Source organism: Streptomyces dangxiongensis (assembly GCF_003675325.1).
Classification (GTDB): domain Bacteria; phylum Actinomycetota; class Actinomycetes; order Streptomycetales; family Streptomycetaceae; genus Streptomyces; species Streptomyces dangxiongensis.
Map to the genome: position 1 here is coordinate 146,326 of NZ_CP033073.1, position 21,180 is coordinate 167,505.

Consider the following 21,180-nt stretch of genomic DNA (forward strand, 5'->3'; position numbering starts at 1 on the left):
TGCGAGGCTCCTCGTCAGGGGGCGGGCCGGGCTTCGGCGGGGCGGCGGGCCGTGTGCAGCAGCGGGGCCCAGGCGGCGGTGTCGGTGAAGGCGCCGGTGCCTACGGGGACCGAGTCCAGTACGACGCGGTCGGGGCGCAGCAGGACGGCGTCCGCCCGGCCGCGTGCCAGCCAGGCGGCCAGGGTGCCGTCGTCGCCCAGGTCGTCGACGTGGGTGGTGGATGCGCCCAGTGCCGTGGCCGCGGCCGTCATCTGCGCGGTGGGCGGCACAGCGGTCAGAACGGCGAAGGACTCCCCGAGGACGTCGTCGAGGCGCACTCGCCGGCCGTCGTGCAGCACCCAGGGTTGCGGGCAGAAGGTTCCGGCCAGTGCCCGGCCGGTCAGCCCGGGGCGGCGCCGTACGAGTGGACCGGCGGTCAGGGCGGGACTGAGGTCGCGGCTCACCGTCGTGGTCACGCCGGGGATGCGGCAGACCGCGCTCACGACGGTCCGGCGGAGCGCCGCGCCGCGGTCCTGTCCGCCGGTCATGGCCCAGCCGACGGCGACCGCGAGGCGGATCATGTGGCGGGCGTGCCGCTTGCGCTCCTGCTCGTAGGTGTCCAGCAGCCGGTCGTCCGCGCCCTGCCGAAGGACGCGGGCGAGTTTCCAGGTGAGGTTTCGGGCGTCGCGCAGGCCGGCACACAGACCCTGCCCGATGAAGGGCGGGGTGAGGTGGGCGGCGTCGCCGAGCAGGAAGACGCGTCCCCGGCGCCAGCGGTCGGCGAGGCGGGCGCGGAAGGTGTACCGCGCCTGCCGGATCACCTCGAAGTCCTCGCCCCACGAGGCGACGGGCGGCAAGTCCACCCAGGGGGCGACCAGCTCGCGCAGGCGCTCCAGCCCTTCCGGGCCGTCCAGGTCCTCTTCGTCGGCGAGCCGGAACTCCCAGCGGTAGCGGTCCTCGCCGAGGCGCATGAAGGTGGCGGGCTGGGTGGGGCAGCAGATCTGGTCGACGCCTTCCCAGGTGCGCACAGGGCGGCTGGTGCGTACGTCGATGACCCGCCAGCTCTCCTCGAAGTGCAGGTCCTCCCACACCGCGCCGATGGCGTCGCGGGTGAGGCCGCCCGCGCCGTCGCAGCCCAGGACGGCATCCGCCCACAGGTGCTCCTCCTCGTCGCTGCCGTCGCGGCGGAAGGTGACCCGCACCGGAGCCGCACCGTCGGCGGGCAGGCTGACGGACACGACTTCCACCCCGCCCCACAGCTCGCACTCCGGGCGGCGCGCCAGGGCGTCACGCAGCAGGCGTTCCAGGTCGGGCTGGTCGAACATGCTGGTCTGCGGGAAGCCGTGACGCCCGGTCCGGGTGCGCGTGAACTCGGCGATCACGCGATGCCGGGCATTCAGCAGCCGCAGCCCGCGTGCGGGACGGGTGAGGGCGGCGAACTGTTCGTGGATACCGACGCTCTGCAGGATCCGGCGGACCTCGTCGTCCACGACGACGGCACGTGGCAGCGGGTAGAGGTCCCGATGGCGTTCCAGGAGCAGGCTGGGCACTCCGTGCCGGGCGAGCAGGAGCGCGGCCGTGACCCCGACGGGCCCCGCACCGATGATCACCACCGGTGTCCGGGTTACGGCGCTCACCTCGCGTCCGTCACAAGGTTCCGCTGCTCGCCAAGGTCGATCCGCCCGTTCGGAGTGGCGATCGTGGCGGTGACGACGTCACCCGCATGCAGGTACAGAGGGTTCTTGGCCTGCGCCTTGAAGAATGCCTTCCACCTCACCGCGGGCGGCAGCAGCGCACTGATCTTCGCGATCGGCTTGGGCGGGGCCTTGAGAGCGGTGCCGCCCGGAGTGCCGGTCAGCAGCAGGTCACCGGGGTCGAGGGTCTGGAAGCGGGCTAGCAGGGTGAGCGCCTGCGCGGGGTGCACGATCATGTCGGCGAGCGTGCGGTCCTGGCGCGGTACGGCGTTGACCGACAGCCTCAGCCGCAGGTTCAGCAGATGGGCGAAGTCCTCGGGCTCCAGCAGGGCCAGGTACGGCCCGGTCGGGGTGAAGGTCGGGTAGGACTTGCTCTCGTAGAACTGGGTTTTGGTCAGCTGGACGTCGCGGGCGCTGACGTCGTTGGTCAGGACCAGCCCGGCGACGTACGACGGCAGGTCCCGCTCCGCGACGACGGTGCCCACCGGCAAGGGGGCTCCCATGACGAGACCGAGCTCCACCTCGTAGTCGAGGAACTTCACATGTGCGGGCCGGACGATCGTCTCGTGCGGGCCACTGACCGAGCCGGACGCCTTGCGGAAGAAGGTCGGCGGGATGTCGCCGGAAAAGCCCGAATCACGGGCGTGGCTACGATAGTTGACCATCTGGGCGACCACCCGGCAGGGAGTGGTGACCGGAGGCAGCGCCACGAGGTCGGCCACGGGCGTGCCGCTTCCGTCGCAGGCGGCGGCCTCGCGGACCGCGTCGCGGTCGGCGAGCAGCTCTGCGGTGGTGACCGCCTCGGTCTCGACGCGGACGGCGCGCTCGTCCCGGACGACCCACCAGCCGTCAGTGGTGCGCAGAACGTTGGTGCTCATGAGCTCATCGCCTTCATCAGACCCAGCAGACGCGCGGGGTCGAGTTCGTTGTCGCCGCGCAGGGCCGTCATGACCTCGCGCAGCCTGGAGGGGGACGGGTTGGCACCCAGGAAGTCACGGGTGACCGGCGGGCCCCACTGGGCCAGACCGCTCGCCGACATCGGCGCCCACCCGGGTTCGAGGTCGCAGGAGAACAGGTCGCCGTCGGCGAAGTGCTCCAGCATGAAGCGGTCGGGATCACGCCAGTAGTCGAAGAGCTGGCTGCCCTGGATGTGCCGGCCGATCCCCCAACTGCGCCGGTAGCCGCGCTCGGCCAGGTACTCGCCGCCGGCGGCGATCGCGTCGAGGTCGGTGACCTGGTAGGCGGAGTGGACGTAGCCGGTGCCGGGCCCCAGGTGCAGGGCCAGCGTGTGATGATCTACGGCCAGGCTTCCCTGGTCGCAGCGGATGAATGCCATGGTCGGCCCGCGCCCGCGCTGCCCGTCCAGGAACAGGAAGTCGCTGACGATCATTCCGAGGGTGTCCAGGTACCAGTCGAGGGCCCGCATGAACACCCGCGTCTCCAGCACCACGTGCCCGAGCCGCTGGATACGCGACGGCTCACGGGGCGGCCGCTGGGTGGCGTTCGTACGACGGCGCCCGACGCCGGTATTGAGGACCAGCGGCTGTTGCTCGGACAGAGCCGGCAGTTGCTGGGCGCAGTGCACCACCCGGACCGGGAAGCCCGAGGGATCGAGCAGGGCGACCGACTGTCCGCCGCCGGGTACATCGATGTCACGGACGTCACTGCCGGTCGCGCGGGCAAGCCGGTCCAGATCGGCGCGCTCCGCCGCGTGGAACGCCGTCCCGATGAAGCGGGACGTCTGCCCCCGCCGGATGACCACGCACGGCGAGCCCGCGAACGTGCCGCGCAGCCACAGTTCGCGCTCCGTGCGGGCGGCGATCGCGAATCCGAAGTCACGCGCGAACACCTCGGCCCGGTCCGGATCCGGCTTCTCGAACTCCAGCCAGGCAAGGTCCGCCACCTTGATGACGGGGTTCCGGGACCGGCCGGGATGCTCACCGCGCAGGGCGCCCGACTCATTGTGAAGATCGCGATGGGGCGTCAGGAGATCGGCCCTGTCAACGGGGGTGTGGGACATGGTGCCCTCCAAGCAACACTGCCGTAATGATGAAATCATCAACTCTGCCGTTGCTCATCGTCAATAGAGCAGGCCCTAAGAGTTGAGAGAATCATCAGTCATGGGGGGACCATCGCTACGGTTGTTACACTCAGTCGTATGCCGACGTCAGCCCCGCCCAGGAACCGATTCGAACGGCGCCGCGCCGAGACCCGTCAGGCACTCGTCCGCGCGGCCCGGCAGATCCTCGCGGAGACCGGGGACACCAGCGCCAGCATCCAGGCCATCGCCGAGCGCGCGGACGTCGGTTTCGGCTCCTTCTACAACCACTTCGAGTCCAAGACGGAACTGTTCGACGCCGCGGTGACGGACGCTCTGGAGGAGTTCGGCCAGGTCATCGACGAGCGTGTGGAGGGGATCGAGGACCCCGCCGAGCTCGTCGCGGCAGGTTTCCGGCTCACCGCCCGGATGGCCGACTCCCACCCCGAACTCCTGCGGATCCTGCGCGATCGCGGCCTGGCCCACATCCACTCCGCGCGCGGCCTGTCCCCGCGAGCACTTCGTGATCTGGAGCGCGGCATCGCCTCGGGCCGCTTCACCGGCACCGACCCGACCACGGCCCTGTCCGCTCTGGGCGGGACCCTGCTGTCGCTGGTGGCGCTGAGGCTGGCCCGCCCCGACCTCGACGGCGACGAGGCCGCCTCCGATCTGGCCGAGATGGTCCTGCGCATGCTGGGCCTTTCCCGGGACGACGCCCACGAGGTCACCCGGCGCCCACTGCCCGATCTCGACTGACGTCAACGCCCCTCCGACTCACGCAAGACGTCCCGAACCCGGAGCACAGCGACCTGGGGTGCTACGCCGGCGGCGACGAGGAACGCGGTCGCCGCAGCCTCACCCGTGGGGTCCGCCCAGGTGGACGCGGTGTTCTCCTGGGCAAGGGCCAGCATCAGTGCTTCCGGCGCCTGGGCGCGGACAGGTGCGGGGACATGTGTCATGAAACGCCTGCACGCTGGCCACGTCGTATGGCCGCGACGGCCTCTTGGCGGGCTGGTGCCAAAGTGGCGCGGATCGCCTCCTCTCCAAGCTGGCGGCGCGCCAAGGAGATGAGCATGCGGTACTGGTCGTCCACCGCCCATGCCGCCAGGGCCATCCGCGCCATGGCCTCCAGCGGGCCAGCTCCGGGGTCGCGGGCTGCGGGCTGCGGGCTGCGGGCTGCGGGCTGCGGGCTGCGGGCTGCGGGCTGCGGGCTGCGGGCTGCGGGCTGCGGGCTGCGGGCTGCGGGCTGCGGGCTGCGGGCTGCGGGCTGCGGGCTGCGGGCTGCGGGCTGCGGGCTGCGGGCTGCGGGCTGCGGGCTGCGGGCTGCGGCGAACGCCTGTTGAACCGCTTGGTTTCTGGCGAGCGGTCGCGTGAATGCGGCGACGGTTCGTGCGAGCGTCGCTGCGCGGTGCGGCCCACGGCTTCGGGCGTCTCCATGGCTCCATCTCCACGAATGCCGGCTGCCGGAAAACCGTGGGCGCCGGTGCTGACTCGAACACCGGCGCCCGCTCACCCCTGCCCGAGGTGGCTCGATGTCCTGCTGACGGGCGTCAGGGGACGAGGATGAGACGGATCGGGTCCCCGATCTTGTTCTCCAGACGGTGGACCGCGTCGGCCGCGTCGACGAGCGGGATGTGGTCCGTGATGGAGGGGGCCAGGTCGAGGCGGCCGGCTGCGCTCAGCCGCACCAGCTCGGAGACGGACTCGGGGAAGCCGCCGTAGTGACCGCGCACCTGCTTGCACAGGTAGTTGAAGGTCAGCCCCTCGGTGATGGTGAGCGGCTCGGGTGTGATGCCCACCAGGATCAGCGAGCCGCCCAGACCGAGCACGGAGGCGGCCTGCTCGCGGACGGCGGGTACTCCGGCGCAGTCGAAGGCGAAGTCCAGGCCCCGTCCCTCGGTGGCCGCACGTACCTGGTCGGCGAAGTCCGGGGCGCCCGGGTCCAGGGCGTGGTCCGCGCCGAAGGCCAGGGCGCGCTCCCGGGCGCTGGGCAGCGGGTCGACGGCGATGATCGGCGCGGCGCCGGCCAGGCGGGCGATGCGCACGTTGTGCGCGCCGACTCCGCCCACTCCCCAGACGCCGACGGACTGGGCGGGCCGGACGCCCGCGGTGGCCACAACGGCGGCGTAGGGGGTGGAGACCGCGTCGGGGATGATCGCGGCCTGGTCGAAGGGAAGGCTGTCGGGGATCGGGACGAGGGTGTCCTCGCGGGTGATCACGTACTCGGCCCAGCCGCCGTCGTAGTCGATGCCGGCGGTGAGCATCCGGGTGCAGGGGCGGTGGCGCAGGCAGCCGGCGCACCGGCCGCAGGTCTTGCCGGCCTCAAGGGTGACGCGGGTGCCGACGGGCAGGCCGCGCTCGAGGCCGGATCCGAGCGTGTGGATCACACCGGAGACCTCGTGGCCGACGGTGACCGTGTCGGAGGTGGCGAACAGCGGGACGAGGGAGCCGTCGAGGAGGTGGACGTCCGACAGGCAGACGCCGGCGGCCTTGACCTCGATGAGGACCTCGCCCTGGCCGGGCACGGGGATGGGGACCTCTTCCACGGCGAACTTCTTGCTGTCCAGGTGGAAGCGTCCGGCGAGCATGGTGTCCATGGTGGTCTGCTTTCCGTGAGCGGCACCGTCCGGCGGTTCGGGCCGGTGGGTGCCGTGTGGTGGCCGGGAGACGTGCGGGGCGGCAGGACGGGCCGCACGTCTCCCGGCGTCTGGGGGGATCAGGCGAAGACGTCCTGCTGGTAGCGCTCGTCGGCCTCGAGCTGGGCGAGCCACCGCTGGGCGGTCTCGTCGTCGCTGCCGGTCCGCCGGCGGTGGATCGCCGCGAGGGCCTCGCGCACAGCGGGTGCCATGCGGCGGCCGTCACCGCAGACGTAGATGTACGCGCCGTCCTCGACGGCCTGCCACACCGTGTCGGCGGCATTGGTGATGGCGTTCTGCACGAACCGGGCTGGATGGCCGGTCACCGCGGAGAAGGCGGTGTGGACCTGGGCGATCCCGGCCTGCTCCCAGTCCTGCAGCTCCTGCCGGTAGAAGTAGTCGTGCTCCGGGTGGCGGCACCCGACGAAGACCTGGGACAGGCCGACCTGGGTGCCGTTCTGGTGCTGCCAGGCGCGCTCCTCCAGGAAGCCGCGCAGCGGCGCGATGCCGGTGCCGGGGCCGATCAGGATCAGCGGCGTGGCGGGGTCGGCCGGCGGGGCGAACGTCGGGGAGGGCACACGGACGTAGCCATAGACGACGTCACCCGGCTCCAGGCTTGCCATGTAGGAGGAGCAGGTGCCGCGATACTGACCGTCGCCGGACAGAGCCGGCCCCTCCAGCAGGCCGACGGTCAGGCGCACATGGCGCGGGTTGGCCGACGGGGCGGAGGAGATGGAGTAGAAGCGGGGACGGATCGGGCCCGTCATCTCCAGGAACACCGCCAGCGGCAGCTCGACCGCGGGGAAGCGCTCCAGCAGGCCCAGCACCGAGAGCCGCTTGCCGAGGACCTCCTTCCGGTAGCGCTCCTCGGCCTCCTCGGTGTCGGCCGTGTAGGCCTGGAGCTGCGGCCGGGTCCATGGGCACTCGGTGTGCTCGGCAAGCGTCTGGATCTGGGAGCGGGTCGCCACGTCCTGCAGCTCCAGGAACTCGGTGAGCAGCAGGCCGGCGGTGACCGGGGCGCCCACCGGCAGGTGGGTGCGGCCACCGGCCGGCTGGTCCAGGCGCAGGGCCTGGTCGCGGTCGACACCGAGGCGGGCGAGGGCGCGGTTGACGAGGGCCGGTTCGTTCTTGGCGAAGACGGCCAGGTGGTTGCCGGTGTCGTAGGTGACGCCCCCGGGGAGCTCGATCGTGATGGACTTCGCGGACGGGCGCGGCGGCTCGATCTGGAAGTCCCACAGGCCGGTCGCGTCGGCAACGAGTTCCTCGTTGGCCACCACCGTGAGGGGGTACGCCTGCTCGGAGACGATGGCGGGGCGCACGTCCGCCTCGGTGAGTAGCTGGACCTGGTAGCGCGGGCCGCTCGCCTCGGAGGTGTCGGCGGCGTACTGCTCGGCCAGGGTGGCCCACAGGGTGTTCATCCAGCGGGTGGCCATGCCGTCGAAGTCACCGGCTGCGTCGGCGGTGCCACGCTCGACGATCGGGGTCGCGCCGGCGGCCAGCAGGCCTTCCTCGATCCGCTTGGGGAAGGCCTGGTAAGTGGCCACCCACTGCGTGTTACCGGCGCCCAGCAGGGCGAACCGCACGTTCGACAGTGAGCCCTCGGGCAGTCCGGCGGCGAGCAGGTCGTCGAAGCGCTGGGCGTTGTCGGGGGCCTTGCCGTTGTAGCTTGCGGCGACGACGGTGAGCAGGCCCTCGGTGGGCAGGTTGTCCCCCAGCTCGTCCAGGCTGATGAGGGTGGTGCCGAAGCCGGAACGCTCGCCGCGGTCGGCGATGGTGCGCGCCAGGTCCTCGCACGAGCCGAGGCTGGAGCCGTAGGCGACGGTGAGGTTCACGCCGAGGCCGCTGACCGCTGCCTGCGCCTGCGTGTCGTCGGTCTGCGGGTCGACGGCGCCGAAGACGGTCCGCTGGTGCTCCTGACGACGGCGGACGACCAGTTGGAAGTCGCCGGGCTTGCGCGTCAGCGCCTCCCGCACGTCCATCTTGTAGTCGTCGGTGTCGGCGAACCGGAACTTCTGCAGCACCAGCGCCAGGGCCAGGCGGGCCTCGGTGAGCGCGAACTGCCGGCCGATGCAGGCGCGTACGCCGTTGCCGAACGGCTTGTACGCGTGCGGGTGCTGCTCGGCACGGTTCTCCGGCAGCCACCGGTCGATGTCGAACTCCTCCGGCCGCTCCCACGCCTTGGGGTGGGAGTGCAGCGCGCCCATGAGGAGGTTGGCCCTGGTTCCCTTCTTCAGCTCGTACCGGCCGCCGATGACGGTGTCGTCGATCGGTGCCTTGGCGATCATCGGGATGGGAGCCCACAGGCGCAGGGTCTCCTCCAGGATCCGCGGGATCACGTCGAGCTGCATGATCGTGTCGTAGTCCGGGACGGTGTCGCCGGGCAGCAGGCGGTCCACCTCGGCGTACGCCTGGGCCAGGACGTGCGGGTTACGCATCAGCGAGTACGTGGCGAACGACAGCAGGCCACTGGTGGTCTCGTGACCGGCGATCAGGAAGGTCACCACCTGGTCGCGGACGTTGTCGTCCGCCAGCAGCCTGCCGGTCTCCGGGTCGGTGGCCTCCAGCATCAGACCCAGCAGGTCCTCCTCACCGGTGCCCTTCCCCTCACGGCGCTCCTTGATCACACTCTCGACCAGGTCCTGCATCTGCTGGATGTTGGCGCGGTACTTCTTGTCGTCCGCCTTGCGGAGCCTGGTCATCATCGGCAGCTCCTGGGAGCGCCGCATCGACTCGATCAGCGACTCCAGCAGTGCGTTGAGGAAGGGGTGCAGTTCTTCCTTTCCGAAGGACTGGAACCGGTAGCCGAACCCCGACAGAGCGATGGTGTCCAGGGTGAGCCGGGTGTAGTCGTCGGTGATCTGGACCGGCTGCCCCTCCCGGTGCTCCCACTTGCCGACCAGGTTCTGGGCGATCTCCAGCATCTGACCGAAGTAGGCCTTCATGGCGCGCTGGCTGAAGGCCGGCAGGAGGATCCGGTGCGCCATGGCCCATTCCTCCTCGTGCTGGTGGGCCGTGAACAGGCCCGCCCCGGTGTAGTCCCGCACATGGCTCAGCGGTGTCTTGTCGATCTGCTTGAAGAACCGCGTCTCGTCGCAGACCTCGGCCACCAGGTCCGGGTCATAGACGAAGACCTGCTCGATGCCGGCGATGTCCATGCCGTAGAGGCCCTCGGGGAACTGCTTGGACAGCTCGTTGAAGTACTCGACGGGGTTGGTGTCAGGGATCTGCGGCGTGTGGCCGAGGAGGGGGATCCCGCGCGGGGAACGGATGGGGCGAAGGTCGTTCGCGGAGTGCATGGTCATGACTTGCTCCCTTTGGGCGGAGTGGGGAGGGGCAGGGCGCCGGTCGATGCCGCGGTACACGACCGAACCATACGTCGTATGGAATTGCTACCATACGTCGTACGGAAAGTGGTACGCAACCGCGCCGGCGTGAGCGAGCGCCGCGGCGAAGTCATCTCCGTACCATGTACGGAACTGCTACCGTACGAGGTATGGAAAAGCCCAGGCGTGCCCCGCGGGGAACAAGGAAGAGAGACGTGCCTCTGACCGAGGCCGGGATCTATGCCGCGGCCCTGCGGCTCATCGACCAGGACGGGGCCGAGGCGCTCACCATGCGCAAACTCGCGACCGCGCTCGACGCGAACCCGATGTCGCTGTACCACCACGTGTCGAACAAGGAAGCCGTGCTGCGCGGCGTGACGAGAACGGTCGGAGCCCAGTTCCGCACCGTGGCGCTGGAGAACGCCCCCTGGCAGGAGCGCATCCGTCTGCTCGCCGCGGACTTCCGGACGCTGGCGCACCGTCACCCCGGACTGATGGCCTACTCGTTCAGCCACCAGCCGGACTTCATCCAGCCCGACGACCCGTTCTGGACTGCGCTCACCGCGATCGTGGCGGCTGCCGGGGTGCCGCAGCCAGAGGTCCCGGAGATCGCCGCGTTGATCGTCGCCGTCGTCATCGGTGCGCTCACCGCCGAACTCAACGGCTCGCTCCACCAGTGGGCGAACCTGAAGCCCCCCGGCCCCGACAGCGGCGAGGAGCGGCCCACGGATGCAGCGCCTCGCCCCACGGGCGCAGGCCCTGAAGGCCCTGACCAGGACCACATGTTCCGCCTCGTGATGAACACACTGATCGCGGGCCTGGAAAGCCGGCTCACCGCCGATGATGACGGCCGGGACGTCGGCCGCCGTTGAGTCCTCCATGGTCCTGAAGCGCTGGCGCCCGGGACGCGCCCCCAGCCGGGCGAGCCCGGGCCGCGACGCACGGACGGCCGCCCGGCGTGGTGGTTCCACCGCCGTCCCAGCGACAGCCCCGTTCGATCAGGTGGCCGACGCCGCGGTCCCGACGGTGGTCGGCGGCGTCGACACGGACGGCCGACCGCCGGACGTGCGCGGGTGCGGCAGTCGCGGCCGAAGCGGTGCCCCCGGCGAAGCGCCTGACGTTGCCCGTTCAAGCTCTTCCTTACGCTGCATGGTGCCGGCCGCCTCCGGTACCGACACGAATCAGCGACGCTGATGAGCAACTGGATGGTCCTTCTCGGGTGTTCACCGATCTCGGGCCCGCATTGCAGCCCTCGATCCCGTGGCATGCAGATGCCCGGATCTGGCCCCATGCTGGAGATGAGGGGGGTGTGACAACGGAGGAAGAAGTGATGGAGATGCGGACCGTTGTCGACCTCACACGCTGCCAGGGCTATGCACAGTGCGTGTTCCTCGCGCCGGAGGTGTTCGAGCTGCACGGGGAGGAGGGGCTGCTGTACGCCACGGCCGTCCCCGACGACCAGGCGGAGCGTGTACGCCAGGCCGCGGCGGCGTGCCCGGTGCAGGCGATCCTCCTCGGGGAAGAGGTGAGCACTGGTGCCCGCTGACCGCAAGGACGGCCGTATCGTGATCGTCGGCGCGTCGCTGGCCGGGCTGAGGGCCGCGGAGGCACTGCGCGAAGAGGGCTTCACCGGCTCACTGACCGTCGTCGGGGACGAACCCCATCCGCCCTACGACCGGCCGCCGCTGTCCAAGCAGGTGCTGCTGGGCCAGGCGACGGCGGACACTCTGGAGCTGCCGATGCGCTGGGACCCGGACGCCGAGTGGCGGCTGGGCGTACGCGCCACCGGCGTCGATCTGCTGGCGAAGCGCGTGATGCTCGACGACGGAGAGTCCCTGCCGTACGACCGGCTGCTGATCACCACCGGAACACGCGCCCGGTCCTGGCCCAACCCGGAGGAAGGCACTCTGGACGGGGTGTTCACCCTGCGTACGCGTGAGGACGGTGCGGGACTGGCCGAGCGGCTGACCGCGAGGCCGGAGCGGGTGCTGGTGATCGGCGGCGGCTTCACCGGCTCGGAGATCGCCTCGGCCTGCCGGGAACTGGGGCTCGAGGTGACCGTCGCCGAACGCGGCCCCGCACCCCTGGTGGGTGCGCTCGGCGGCACCCTGTCCAAACTCGCCGCCGTCATGCAGCGCAACCACGGCGTGGACCTGCGCACCGGGGTGACGGTCACCGCCCTGAACGGCAATGGAAGCTTCACCGGCGCGCAGTTGTCCGACGGCAGCCGCGTCGAGGCGGACGTGTGCGTCGTGGCCCTGGGCGCCGTCCGCAACGTCGAGTGGCTGGCGGACTCCGGGCTGGCGGCGGGCCCGCGCGGCATCGCCTGCGACGCCGGCTGCCGGGCCTTCAACATGTACGGGATCGTCACCGACGATGTCTTCGTGGCCGGCGACGTCTCCCGCTTCCCCCACCCGCTGTTCGGTTACCAGATGCTCTCCCTGGAGCACTGGGGCAACGCGGTCGAGCAGGCCGAGGTCGCGGCCCACAACATGGTCAGCCCCGGGCCCCTGCAGCGCCCGCATCTGGCCATCCCGGTGTTCTGGTCGACCCAGTTCGGGCTCAACATCAAGTCGGTCGGCGTGCCCACCTACTCCGACCACGTGGTCATCGCCCAGGGGTCCCTGGAGGCGCGCCGGCTGGCGATGGTCTACGGCTACCGAGGCCGGGTCACCGCCGCGGTCACCGTCGACATGGCCAAGTCGCTCGACTACTACCGGCACCTGATCGAGACGGCCGCTCCGTTCCCACCGCCGCCGGGTGCGCTGGACCGTGCGATCGCGGCCGACATTCCGATCCCCTCCGCCGTGCCGGATCCCTCCGTGCTGTCCCACGGCCCGACCGTCGCGCTCACCGGTCACCTTCCCGACCGCCGACTGACAGTGGTGTAGCCCACGTCCGCCCACCACGAGGAGCCACCATGGACTCCACGACCTTGCTGGCACGGATCACCGCCTACGCCAGCCGTCCCGACCCCTACCCGCTGTACGCGGAACTCCGCGAGGCCGGTCCCGTGGTCCAGCAGACCGACGGCAGCTACCTGATCGGCACCTACCACCAGATCGCCGCCCTGCTCCACGACCCACGGATGAGCGCCGACCCGCGCACCCGTGGCGAAGTGACCCGCAAGCCGCCGTTCCTGCGGCTCGACGACCCCGAGCACCACAGGCTGCGCACCCTGGCCACGCGACCGTTCGGTCCCCCGCACAGCCCGGGCCGGGTCGACGGCATGCGCGACGAGATCGACCGGATCGCCGAGGAGCTGCTGGAGCCTTTCGAGGTGGGCCGCCAGGTCGACATCGTCGACGACTTCGCCTACCCGCTGCCCGTCACCGTGATCTGCCGGCTGCTCGGCGTGCCGCGCGAGGACGAACCGCTGTTCCGGGCCTGGTCCGACGTCCTGGTCGCGGCCGCCGACGTCAGGCCCGACGACGAATCGGCCGAGACGGACAAGGCCGGCGACCAGGCGCGGATGGAGATGGGCGGGTACCTGTTGAACCTGGCCGAGCAGCGCCGCGGCGAGCCGGGCGACGACCTGCTCTCCGCCTTCGTGAACGAGGCGGACCCGGCCCTGCGGCTCACTCAGGAGGAACTCGCGGAAACCGCCGTACTGCTCCTCATCGCCGGACACGAGACCACGGTCAATCTGATCACCAACGGGACGCTCACGCTGCTGCGCCAGCCCGAACATCTGGACCGGTTGCGCCGCGAGCCGGAGCTGTTGCCGCGAGCGGTGGAGGAACTGCTGCGCTATGAACCCCCGGTCCATATGCGCGAGCGCATCCCGCACGCCGACATGGACGTCGCCGGTATCCCCGTCCCCCAGGGCGCCTCCGTCATCCTGGCCCTGGCCTCGGGCAACCGCGACCCGCAGCGGTTCCGCGATCCCGACCGGTTCGACCCCGCCCGCCCGGACAACCAACACCTCGGCTTCGGCAGCGGAATCCATATCTGCTACGGGGGACCTTTGGCCCGCGTCGAGGCCTACGCCGCGCTCGGCGCGTTGCTTCCCCACCTCGGGACGGCGAGCCTGGTTCAGGACCCGCCCCCCTACCGGCAGAACGCGATGCTTCGCGGACCCCGCCACCTGCCCATCCACCTGTGAAGCCGAGGGGGCGCGGCGCCCTCGCAGGTCCAGCGCCGGAACTCGTCCCGCGCTGCCTCCTCACGGCGGCCGGGGCTGGTCGTGCGAGGCGGAGCCGGTGGCCGTGAAGCTCGGCGCGAGGATCTCCAACCCCCACGCACGGTGTGGAGGGCTGGCCGAGGACCTGCGGGACACGCTCGCCGGCTTCGGCGTCCACCGGCCGTCGAGCCGAACCGCGCGTGGCCCCGGGATCCCGGGGCCACGCGTCCGGCTGTGCCTTTCAGCCGTTGCGCGCGGTGGCTGTGGGCTCCTGGCCGTTCTGAGCCTGCTGCGCCCGCTCCGCCATCATTCTCCCCAGGATCTTGAGCCAGGTGCCGTTGAACGGCCGCCCTTCGACGTCCTCACCACTGACGAGCATCAGGACCGTACCCACACGCAATGACAGGGTGGAGCCGGATCCCTCTCCGTTCCCGGCGGGGTACGAGGTGATGTAGTTCTCGTCCCCGACACGGGGCAGTGACACAGGGGATCTGCCGACTTCCTTGGTGTAGCTGTCCTCGGTCTGCAGATGGAAGGCGTGGGCCTTCTCCGCGCTGGCGAAGGTGGCTACCCGTACGTGGAGGTCGGCGTCGGGATCGCCCATCAGGAAGCCGACGGACGCGAAGTAGGTGAGGCCCGCGCTCTTCGGCACATGCGCTCCCCCGATGTCGGGCGCTTCGGGCTGTGTCCAGCCCGCCGGCAGACTGGCGAGGTCGGGGAGCACCTGGGAGGCGGCGGCATCGCTCAGCGGGGTCACGGCCTTCTCCTGTCCCGGGTCGTCAGCGGTGATGAGCCGGGTCCCGCCGTACAGGCCCAGCGCCACCAGGGCGACGAACACTATCGCCGCGGCGAGCAGGGAGAAGTGGGCGTTGCGCGTGTGGTTGAAGGTCACGGGTCCCAGGGAGATGGTGTTACGGCCCCTGACCGTGGAGCCGTCGAGGGTGATGCTGCCGGACACCGGCTGCGGGGGCCCGGCGGCCATAGCTGCGGCTATCTCCCGGGCGAAGTCCGGATCGGCGTCCACCTCTGCCTGGAGGAGGGCCCGGAGTCCGGCCGCGGCCCCCGGATCCGCGGGCTGGGCTTCGACAGCACGTATCGCCGAGCGGCCCGTCTCACTTCGGGCAAGCCGCTCACGCACCAGGTCCGACACCGGCTGCCCCGCCCCGGTGCCCACTGCGGTCACCGTCCCCCCAGCAGCCTGAGCGAACATCTGAACCACTGTCTCAATCACACGAACCCCCTCAACAACCAGAGCGCCGGGCATGCCGCCGCACGGCCGAGCGTCAGCCGCCGTTCGGGTGAATCGTCGGGTACGCGGAGTCGCGCGGAAACCAAGGGGCGCGGCACTCGTCGGGGTTTTTCCGGCGTGCGTGGGGGCCGATGTTGAGTGGCAGCCCGGTGCACGCCTGCCCAGACTGAAACCGGCGGTCGCTGATCACTCGTCATCCGGTCGCCATCGGCCATCCGTACGTTCTCAGGAGATCGAATGGTGGAGCAGCCCTCCGAGGTCCCCATAGCCGGGCCGGACGAGCCTGCCGTCACCACGAGCGACACCGGGCCGGCGCAGGCGGAGAACGAGACGGAGACCGAGCGGAGACTCGCCGCGGTACTGGCCGAGGTCACCGGCGCCGAACGGGTCGCGGCAGACCGTCACTTCTTCGCCGATCTCGGCGCCAATTCCCTGGTGATGGCCCAGTTCTGCGCGCGCCTCAGGAAGAACCCGGAGCTGCCGTCCCCCTCGATGCGGGACATCTACCGGCATCCCACGATCCGGAGCCTGACGGCCGCGCTCGCACAGGCCGCGCCGGATGGCGGCGGCAGGCCTGCCGCCGCGTCCGCACCGGCGGAGCCTCCGGCGCCACCGGCTCCGGCGGCGCGCCGGAACCGGTTCGCCCATCCGTTGTGCGGGGCGTTCCAACTGCTGGTCTTCCTGGGGTACTCGCTCGTCTCCGGGTTCGTCACCGCCGGTGGATACGAGTGGATCGCCGCCGGTTCGGGATTGACCGGTATCTATCTGCGCTCGCTGCTGTTCGGAGGCATCGGGTTCGTCGTGCTCTGCGCCTTCCCGGTCGTCGCCAAATGGCTCCTCGTCGGCCGCTGGAAGGAAGGCGAGTTCCCCGTCTGGGGGCCGGCGTACGTGCGCTTCTGGCTCGTCAAGGTGCTGCTGCACGCGAACCCGATGGTGTTCCTCGTCGGAACTCCGCTGTACGTGCTGTATCTGCGGGTGCTGGGCGCGCGGATCGGTAAGGGCGTCACGATCCTGTCCCGTTCAGTCCCGGTCTGCACCGATCTGCTGACGATCGGCGCCGGGACGGTCATCCGCAAGGAGGCGTTCTTCCTCGGCTACCGGGGCCACGCGGGCCGTATCCAGACCGGCCGGGTCACACTCGGCCGGGACGTGTTCGTCGGCGAGAAGACGGTGCTGGACATCGACACCGCGATGGGCGACGGCGCGCAGTTGGGCCACACCTCCGCGCTGCACCGTGGCCAGGCGGTCCCGGACGGCGAGCGCTGGCACGGATCGCCGGCCGAACCCACGGCGGTCGACTACGTGCGGGTCACGCCGACCGGGTGCGGTACCGCGCGGCGGGCCTGGTTCGGGTGCGTGACGTTGCTGCAGGTGCTCTTCCTGTACGTCCCGCTCGCCGTCGGCGGGGTGTACATGCTGTTCACCGAGGTGCCGGCGATCGGCAAGCGGCTCGATCCGCAGACGGCCGCGCTGAGCCGGCCGGAACTGGTCTCCGACGCGCTGGCCGTCTCGCTCGTGCTGTTCTCCGGCTTCGTCGTCGTGGGCCTCGTCGCCCTGTACACCGTTCCCCGGCTGCTGCGCCTGTTCGTCCGGCCCGGCCGGGTCTATCCCCTCTACGGATTCCACTACACGGTGCACCGGGCGACGACCCGCATGACGAACATCAAGTTCTTCGCCTGGCTCTTCGGGGACAGCTCGTACATCGTGCACTACCTGCGCGGCCTCGGGTACGACCTCTCGCGCGTCGAGCAGACCGGGTCGAACTTCGGTACCGAGATGCAGCACGAGACGCCCTTCCTGGTCTCCGTAGGCAGCGGCACGATGGTGGCCGACGGGCTGTCCGTGCTCAACGCCGAGTATTCCGCGACGTCGTTCCGGCTGTCCCGGGTGTCGATCGGGCCGCGCAACTTCCTCGGCAACAACATCGCCTATCCCGTGGGCGGCAGGACCGGCGAGAACTGCCTCCTCGCCTCCAAGGTGATGATCCCCCTCGACGGCGAGATCCGGGCGGACGTGGGACTTCTCGGTTCGCCGTGCTTTGAGATCCCCCGCTCGGTGGACCGGGACGCGCGGTTCGACCATCTCCGGTCGGGCGACACGCTGCGCCGCCGTCTCGCCGCGAAGAACCGCTACAACCTGCGCTCGATGGCGATGATGCTGTGCGTGCGCTGGTTCCACGTCTTCGCGCTCACCCTGCTCGCTCTCGCCTCCGTGGACCTGTACGGCGTACTCGGGCACGTGGTGATCGCCGCGTACCTGGCGCTGACGCTCGCGTTCTCCACCGCTTACTACGTGCTCGTGGAGCGCTGCCTCATGTCGTTCCGCAGGCTGCGCCCCGCCTTGTGCTCGATCTACGACCGGGGTTTCTGGCTGCACGAGCGGATGTGGAAGGTCCCGGACCACTACCTCAACGTCTTCAACGGCACCCCGTACAAGAGCCTCGTCTGGCGCATGCTGGGCGTTCGCATCGGCAGCAGGGTGTTCGACGACGGCTGCTCCCTGACCGAACGCACGCTCACGACCATCGGTGACGACTGCGTCCTGAACGCCGGCAGCAAGATCCAGTGCCACTCGCAGGAGGACGGCACGTTCAAGTCCGACGGCACCACGCTCGGCGCCGGCTGCACGCTGGGCGTCGGCGCTCATGTGCACTACGGCGTGACCATGGGCGACGGCGCGGTGCTGGCGGCCGACTCCTTCCTGATGAAGGGCGAGGAAGTCCCGCCGGACGCGCGGTGGGGTGGCAATCCGGCCGTGGACATGCCCGAGGCCGGCAGCCGGCCGCGCGGGCCGGGCGGGGCCGGGGAAGCGACCGACGTCCCTGCGTCCGCCCTGAGTTGAGGAAGGCCATTCGATGGACACGCGCGTGGAATCGGACCGGGAGTTCTGGCACCGGATGCTGACCGCCGGCGGCGTCACCGCCGTGCCGCGGTGGGCCCTGGAGCCGGCCCCGGGGGCGCGGGAGCAGCAGATGGCGGTCCCGGACGACGTGGCGGCCTCGGTGCGCGGGTTGGCGCGGCGGTCCGGACTGCCGCTGAGCGCGCTGCTGTTGGCCGCGCACGCCAAGGTGCTGGCCGCGCTGTCGGGCGAGCAGGAGGTGGTGACGGGGTACACCGCGGGAGTGCGCGGTGAGCCGTTGCCGTGCCGTCTGGCCGTGCCCGCGGGGTCCTGGCGTGCGCTGGTGTCGGCCGCCGGGCGCGCCGAGGCGGAGGTGCTGGCGCACCGGGGGTTCCCGGTGGCCGGGCTGCGGCGCGAACTGGGGCTGACCGATCCGTCGTACGAGGTGGTGTTCGGCCCGCCGGGCGCCGAGGAGGCGCCGGACGACGACGCCGTACTGCACGTGCGCTGGTGCGACCGGGGCGGACGGCTGCTGCTGCGCCTGCGGTACCGCACGGACGCGCTGGACGCCGGGAGCGCGGCCCGGATCGGCGGCTACCACCTGAAGGCGCTCGCGCTGCTGGCGGCCGGCCCGGACGCCGACCACGCGCAGCAGGGGGTGCTGTCGGCCGGCGAGGTGCGCGAGCAACTGGAAGGGCTGGCGGGGCCCCGCCGGCCGCTGCCGGATGCCCGCGCGCACGAACTGTTCGAGCAGCGGGTACGGGCGCATCCGCGGGCGGTGGCCGCCGTGCAGGGCGAACGGCAGTGGACGTACGGCGAACTCAATGCGCGCGCGAACCGGCTGGCGCGGGCGCTGCTGGCCCGCGGGCTGGGCCGGGAGGACGTCGTCGCCGTCGTCATGGAACGCGACCTCGACTGGCTGGCGGCGACGCTCGCGGTGTTCAAGGCGGGCGGCGTCTACCTGCCGGTCGAGCCGCACTTCCCGGCCGGCCGTATCGCGGCGACGCTGTCCCGCGCGGGCTGCCGGCTGGTGCTCACCGAGCCGGGCTGCACCGACACCCTCGACGAGGCACTGGCGGCCGTGCCGGGAGCCGCGAAGCTGCCGGTCGGGACGGCGTACGCGGAGCCGCACGACGACAGCGACCCCCGGGTGCCGGTCGGACCCGGCCAGCTCGCCTACATCTACTTCACCTCCGGCTCCACCGGGGAGCCGAAGGGGGCGATGTGCGAGCACGCGGGCCTCCTCAACCACCTGTACGCCAAGATCGACGACCTGGGTGTCGGCGAGGGGTCCGTGGTGGCGCAGACGGCCCCGCAGTGCTTCGACATCTCGCTCTGGCAACTGGTGTCCGCCCTGCTGGTCGGCGGGCGGACGCTGCTGGTCGGCCAGGACGAGATCGTGGACGTGGAGCGGTTCCTGGACACGGTGGTGCGCGGCCGGGTCACCGTGACCCAGCTGGTGCCCTCCTACCTGGAGGTCGTGGTCTCGTACCTGGAGCGGCACCCCCGCGCCCTGCCCGACCTGCGGTGGGTGTCGGTGACCGGGGAGGCGCTGAAACGGGAGCTGGTCCAGCGCTGGTTCGCCGTCCAGCCGGGGATCAGGCTGCTCAACGCCTACGGGCTGACGGAGACGTCGGACGACACCAACCACGAGGTTCTCGACTCGGTGCCGGACCGCGTGCTGCTGGGCCGTGCGGTCGGCAACGTGCGCGTCTACGTCGTGGACGAGCGGCTGTCGCTGCTGCCGCTGGGCGCACCGGGACTGATCGCGTTCTCGGGCGTGTGCGTGGGCCGGGGGTACGTCAACGATCCCGAACGGACCCGTGAGGCTTACCGGACGGACCCCTACCGGCCCGGGGAGCGGCTCTATCTGGGCGGTGACTGGGGCCGCTGGCACCCCGGCGGCAAGCTGGAGTTCCTCGGCCGCCGGGACGGCCAGGTCAAGATCCGCGGCTTCCGCATCGAGATCGGGGAGATCGAGAACGCCCTCCTGCGGGTGGACGGGGTGCGCGACGGTGCGGTGGTCGTCGTCGAGCGGGCCGGCGGGAACAAGCAACTGGTCGCCTTCCACACCGGCACACGCCACGAGCCCGAGACGCTCCGCGAGGCGCTCGCGGCGGAGCTGCCCGCCTACATGCTGCCCGCGGCCTTCCACTGGCGGGACGGCCTGCCGCTGACCGCCAACGGCAAGACCGACCGCAAGGCCCTGACCGCGCAGGCCGGACGGTCGGAGCCGGCCGCGGGACCGGTCGCGGCGGCCGGGGACGCCCTCAGCCCCGCCGAGCGGAGGGTGGCGGCGGCCTGGGCCGGGCTGCTGGGGGTGCCCGAGGAGCGGATCTGCCGGACGGACCACTTCTTCGACTCCGGGGGCACCTCCCTGACGGCAGTCAAGCTGAGCATCGCGCTCGACCGCGCGGTGTCGCTGAAGGACATCACCCGGCATCCTGTCCTCGCCGACCTGGCCACCCTCCTCGACGACGCCGGCCGGCGGCACGCGGAGCTGCTGCAGCCCCTGTCGGAAGCGGGCGGTGCGCCCGAGTGCGCGCTGGTGTGCTTCCCGTCCGCAGGGGGCAACGCGGTCAACTACCGTCCGCTGGCGGCGGCGCTGTCGGGCAGCGGCCTGGCGGTTCTCGCGGTGGACCCGCCCGGTCACGATCTGGCGGCCCGCCGTGAGCCGTTCATGTCGATCACGGACGTGGCCGGCCGGGTCGCCGCAGAGGTCGCGGCGCGCGGCCTGACCAGGGTCATGCTGTGGGGCCACTCGTCGGGCACCGCCCCGGCGTTGGAGACGGCCACTGCCCTCGCGGAGCGCGGTGTGCGGGTGACGCGGGTGTTTCTCGGCGCGCACCTGCTCGGCACCGTGGCGGACCGGCGTGCCGCCGTCGCCGAGCTGACCGGCCGCGGTGACGCGGAGATCGCCGCGGAACTGGCCGCGGACGGCGGTCATCCGGAACTCGCCGAGCTGAACGCGCCGCACGCCGAGCACATCGCCGCGGCGTACCGGCACGACTGCGTGGCCGCGCACCGCTACTTCCAGGCGGCCCTGGAGACCCCGCCGACGGCGCGGCTGTCCACGCCGGTCTCGGTGGTCGTCGCCGCCGACGACCCGCACACGGCCGGCTACGCCGAGCGGCACCGCGACTGGCTGCTCCTGGCCGAGCACGTCGAACTGCGCGAACTGGCCGACGGCGGCCACCACTTCGTGCGCACCCGGCCGGCCGAGGCGGCGCGGGCCGTCCTGAGCGCGGCCGTCCCGCTGGCCCCGACCTGAGGCCGGCGCGCCTCCCTACCCTCCCTCCG

General features: G+C 71.3%; 14 protein-coding genes. 7 read left to right on the forward strand and 7 right to left on the reverse strand.

Features of this window, described 5'->3' with window-relative positions; translation table 11 throughout:
• Positions 1-14: 14 nt before the first annotated feature.
• From mhpA to D9753_RS01050, 3 genes are read right to left on the reverse strand one after another with little or no spacing between them, the layout of a single operon-like run.
• Complete coding sequence (gene mhpA, locus D9753_RS01040; protein WP_121785297.1) at positions 15-1,616, reverse strand: bifunctional 3-(3-hydroxy-phenyl)propionate/3-hydroxycinnamic acid hydroxylase MhpA; 1,602 nt, start codon at positions 1,614-1,616, stop codon at positions 15-17.
• On the reverse strand, positions 1,613-2,551 hold the full coding sequence (locus tag D9753_RS01045; RefSeq protein WP_121785298.1) for a fumarylacetoacetate hydrolase family protein: 939 nt from the start codon (positions 2,549-2,551) through the stop codon (positions 1,613-1,615). Before D9753_RS01045 ends, mhpA begins: the two co-directional genes overlap by 4 nt.
• Positions 2,548-3,693 (reverse strand): VOC family protein, encoded by a 1,146-nt coding sequence (locus tag D9753_RS01050; RefSeq protein WP_121785299.1) that lies wholly within the window; start codon positions 3,691-3,693, stop codon positions 2,548-2,550. Before D9753_RS01050 ends, D9753_RS01045 begins: the two co-directional genes overlap by 4 nt.
• A gap of 138 nt (positions 3,694-3,831) precedes the next feature.
• On the opposite strand from D9753_RS01050, the gene D9753_RS01055 reads away from it, so the two are divergent.
• Complete coding sequence (locus D9753_RS01055) at positions 3,832-4,467, forward strand: TetR/AcrR family transcriptional regulator (protein ID WP_121785300.1); 636 nt, start codon at positions 3,832-3,834, stop codon at positions 4,465-4,467.
• Between the two features lie 99 nt (positions 4,468-4,566).
• Here D9753_RS01055 and D9753_RS39185 read toward each other — a convergent pair whose 3' ends face one another.
• From D9753_RS39185 to D9753_RS01070, 3 genes are all read right to left on the reverse strand, one after another.
• Positions 4,567-5,148, reverse strand: coding sequence for a hypothetical protein (locus D9753_RS39185; RefSeq protein WP_205614024.1), 582 nt, complete (start codon positions 5,146-5,148; stop codon positions 4,567-4,569).
• A 113-nt stretch (positions 5,149-5,261) separates the two neighbouring features.
• Positions 5,262-6,308 carry a zinc-binding dehydrogenase gene (locus D9753_RS01065; protein ID WP_121785301.1) on the reverse strand — a complete coding sequence of 349 codons (1,047 nt, stop codon included), beginning with the start codon at positions 6,306-6,308 and terminating at the stop codon, positions 5,262-5,264.
• Between the two features lie 119 nt (positions 6,309-6,427).
• A complete protein-coding gene (locus tag D9753_RS01070; RefSeq protein ID WP_205614025.1) occupies positions 6,428-9,649 on the reverse strand; it encodes a bifunctional cytochrome P450/NADPH--P450 reductase in 3,222 nt (1,073 codons plus the stop codon).
• A gap of 236 nt (positions 9,650-9,885) precedes the next feature.
• Here D9753_RS01070 and D9753_RS01075 point away from each other — a divergent pair, with 236 nt between their 5' ends.
• The 4 genes from D9753_RS01075 to D9753_RS01090 all read left to right on the forward strand — a co-directional run bounded on the left by D9753_RS01075 (position 9,886) and on the right by D9753_RS01090 (position 13,775).
• On the forward strand, positions 9,886-10,542 hold the full coding sequence (locus tag D9753_RS01075) for a TetR family transcriptional regulator (protein WP_240467982.1): 657 nt from the start codon (positions 9,886-9,888) through the stop codon (positions 10,540-10,542).
• Between the two features lie 464 nt (positions 10,543-11,006).
• Entirely contained in the window at positions 11,007-11,216 is a 210-nt protein-coding gene (locus D9753_RS01080; RefSeq protein WP_121790814.1) for a ferredoxin, read from the forward strand.
• A complete protein-coding gene (locus D9753_RS01085) occupies positions 11,206-12,561 on the forward strand; it encodes an NAD(P)/FAD-dependent oxidoreductase (protein ID WP_121785303.1) in 1,356 nt (451 codons plus the stop codon). Before D9753_RS01080 ends, D9753_RS01085 begins: the two co-directional genes overlap by 11 nt.
• Before the next feature lie 29 nt (positions 12,562-12,590).
• The gene (locus tag D9753_RS01090) at positions 12,591-13,775 is read left to right on the forward strand and encodes a cytochrome P450 (RefSeq protein ID WP_121785304.1); all 1,185 of its coding nucleotides are present in this window, start codon (positions 12,591-12,593) and stop codon (positions 13,773-13,775) included.
• Positions 13,776-14,034: 259 nt separating this feature from the next.
• Here D9753_RS01090 and D9753_RS01095 read toward each other — a convergent pair whose 3' ends face one another.
• Positions 14,035-15,003: a hypothetical protein gene (locus D9753_RS01095; protein ID WP_163010577.1), complete on the reverse strand. Its 969-nt coding sequence runs from the start codon at positions 15,001-15,003 to the stop codon at positions 14,035-14,037.
• Positions 15,004-15,279: 276 nt separating this feature from the next.
• Between D9753_RS01095 and D9753_RS01100 the strand changes: the two genes are divergently transcribed.
• Both D9753_RS01100 and D9753_RS01105 read left to right on the forward strand, forming a co-directional pair.
• Positions 15,280-17,883 (forward strand): Pls/PosA family non-ribosomal peptide synthetase, encoded by a 2,604-nt coding sequence (locus tag D9753_RS01100; protein ID WP_121785306.1) that lies wholly within the window; start codon positions 15,280-15,282, stop codon positions 17,881-17,883.
• Between the two features lie 13 nt (positions 17,884-17,896).
• On the forward strand, positions 17,897-21,151 hold the full coding sequence (locus D9753_RS01105) for a non-ribosomal peptide synthetase (RefSeq protein ID WP_121785307.1): 3,255 nt from the start codon (positions 17,897-17,899) through the stop codon (positions 21,149-21,151).
• The last annotated feature ends 29 nt before the right edge of the window (positions 21,152-21,180 follow it).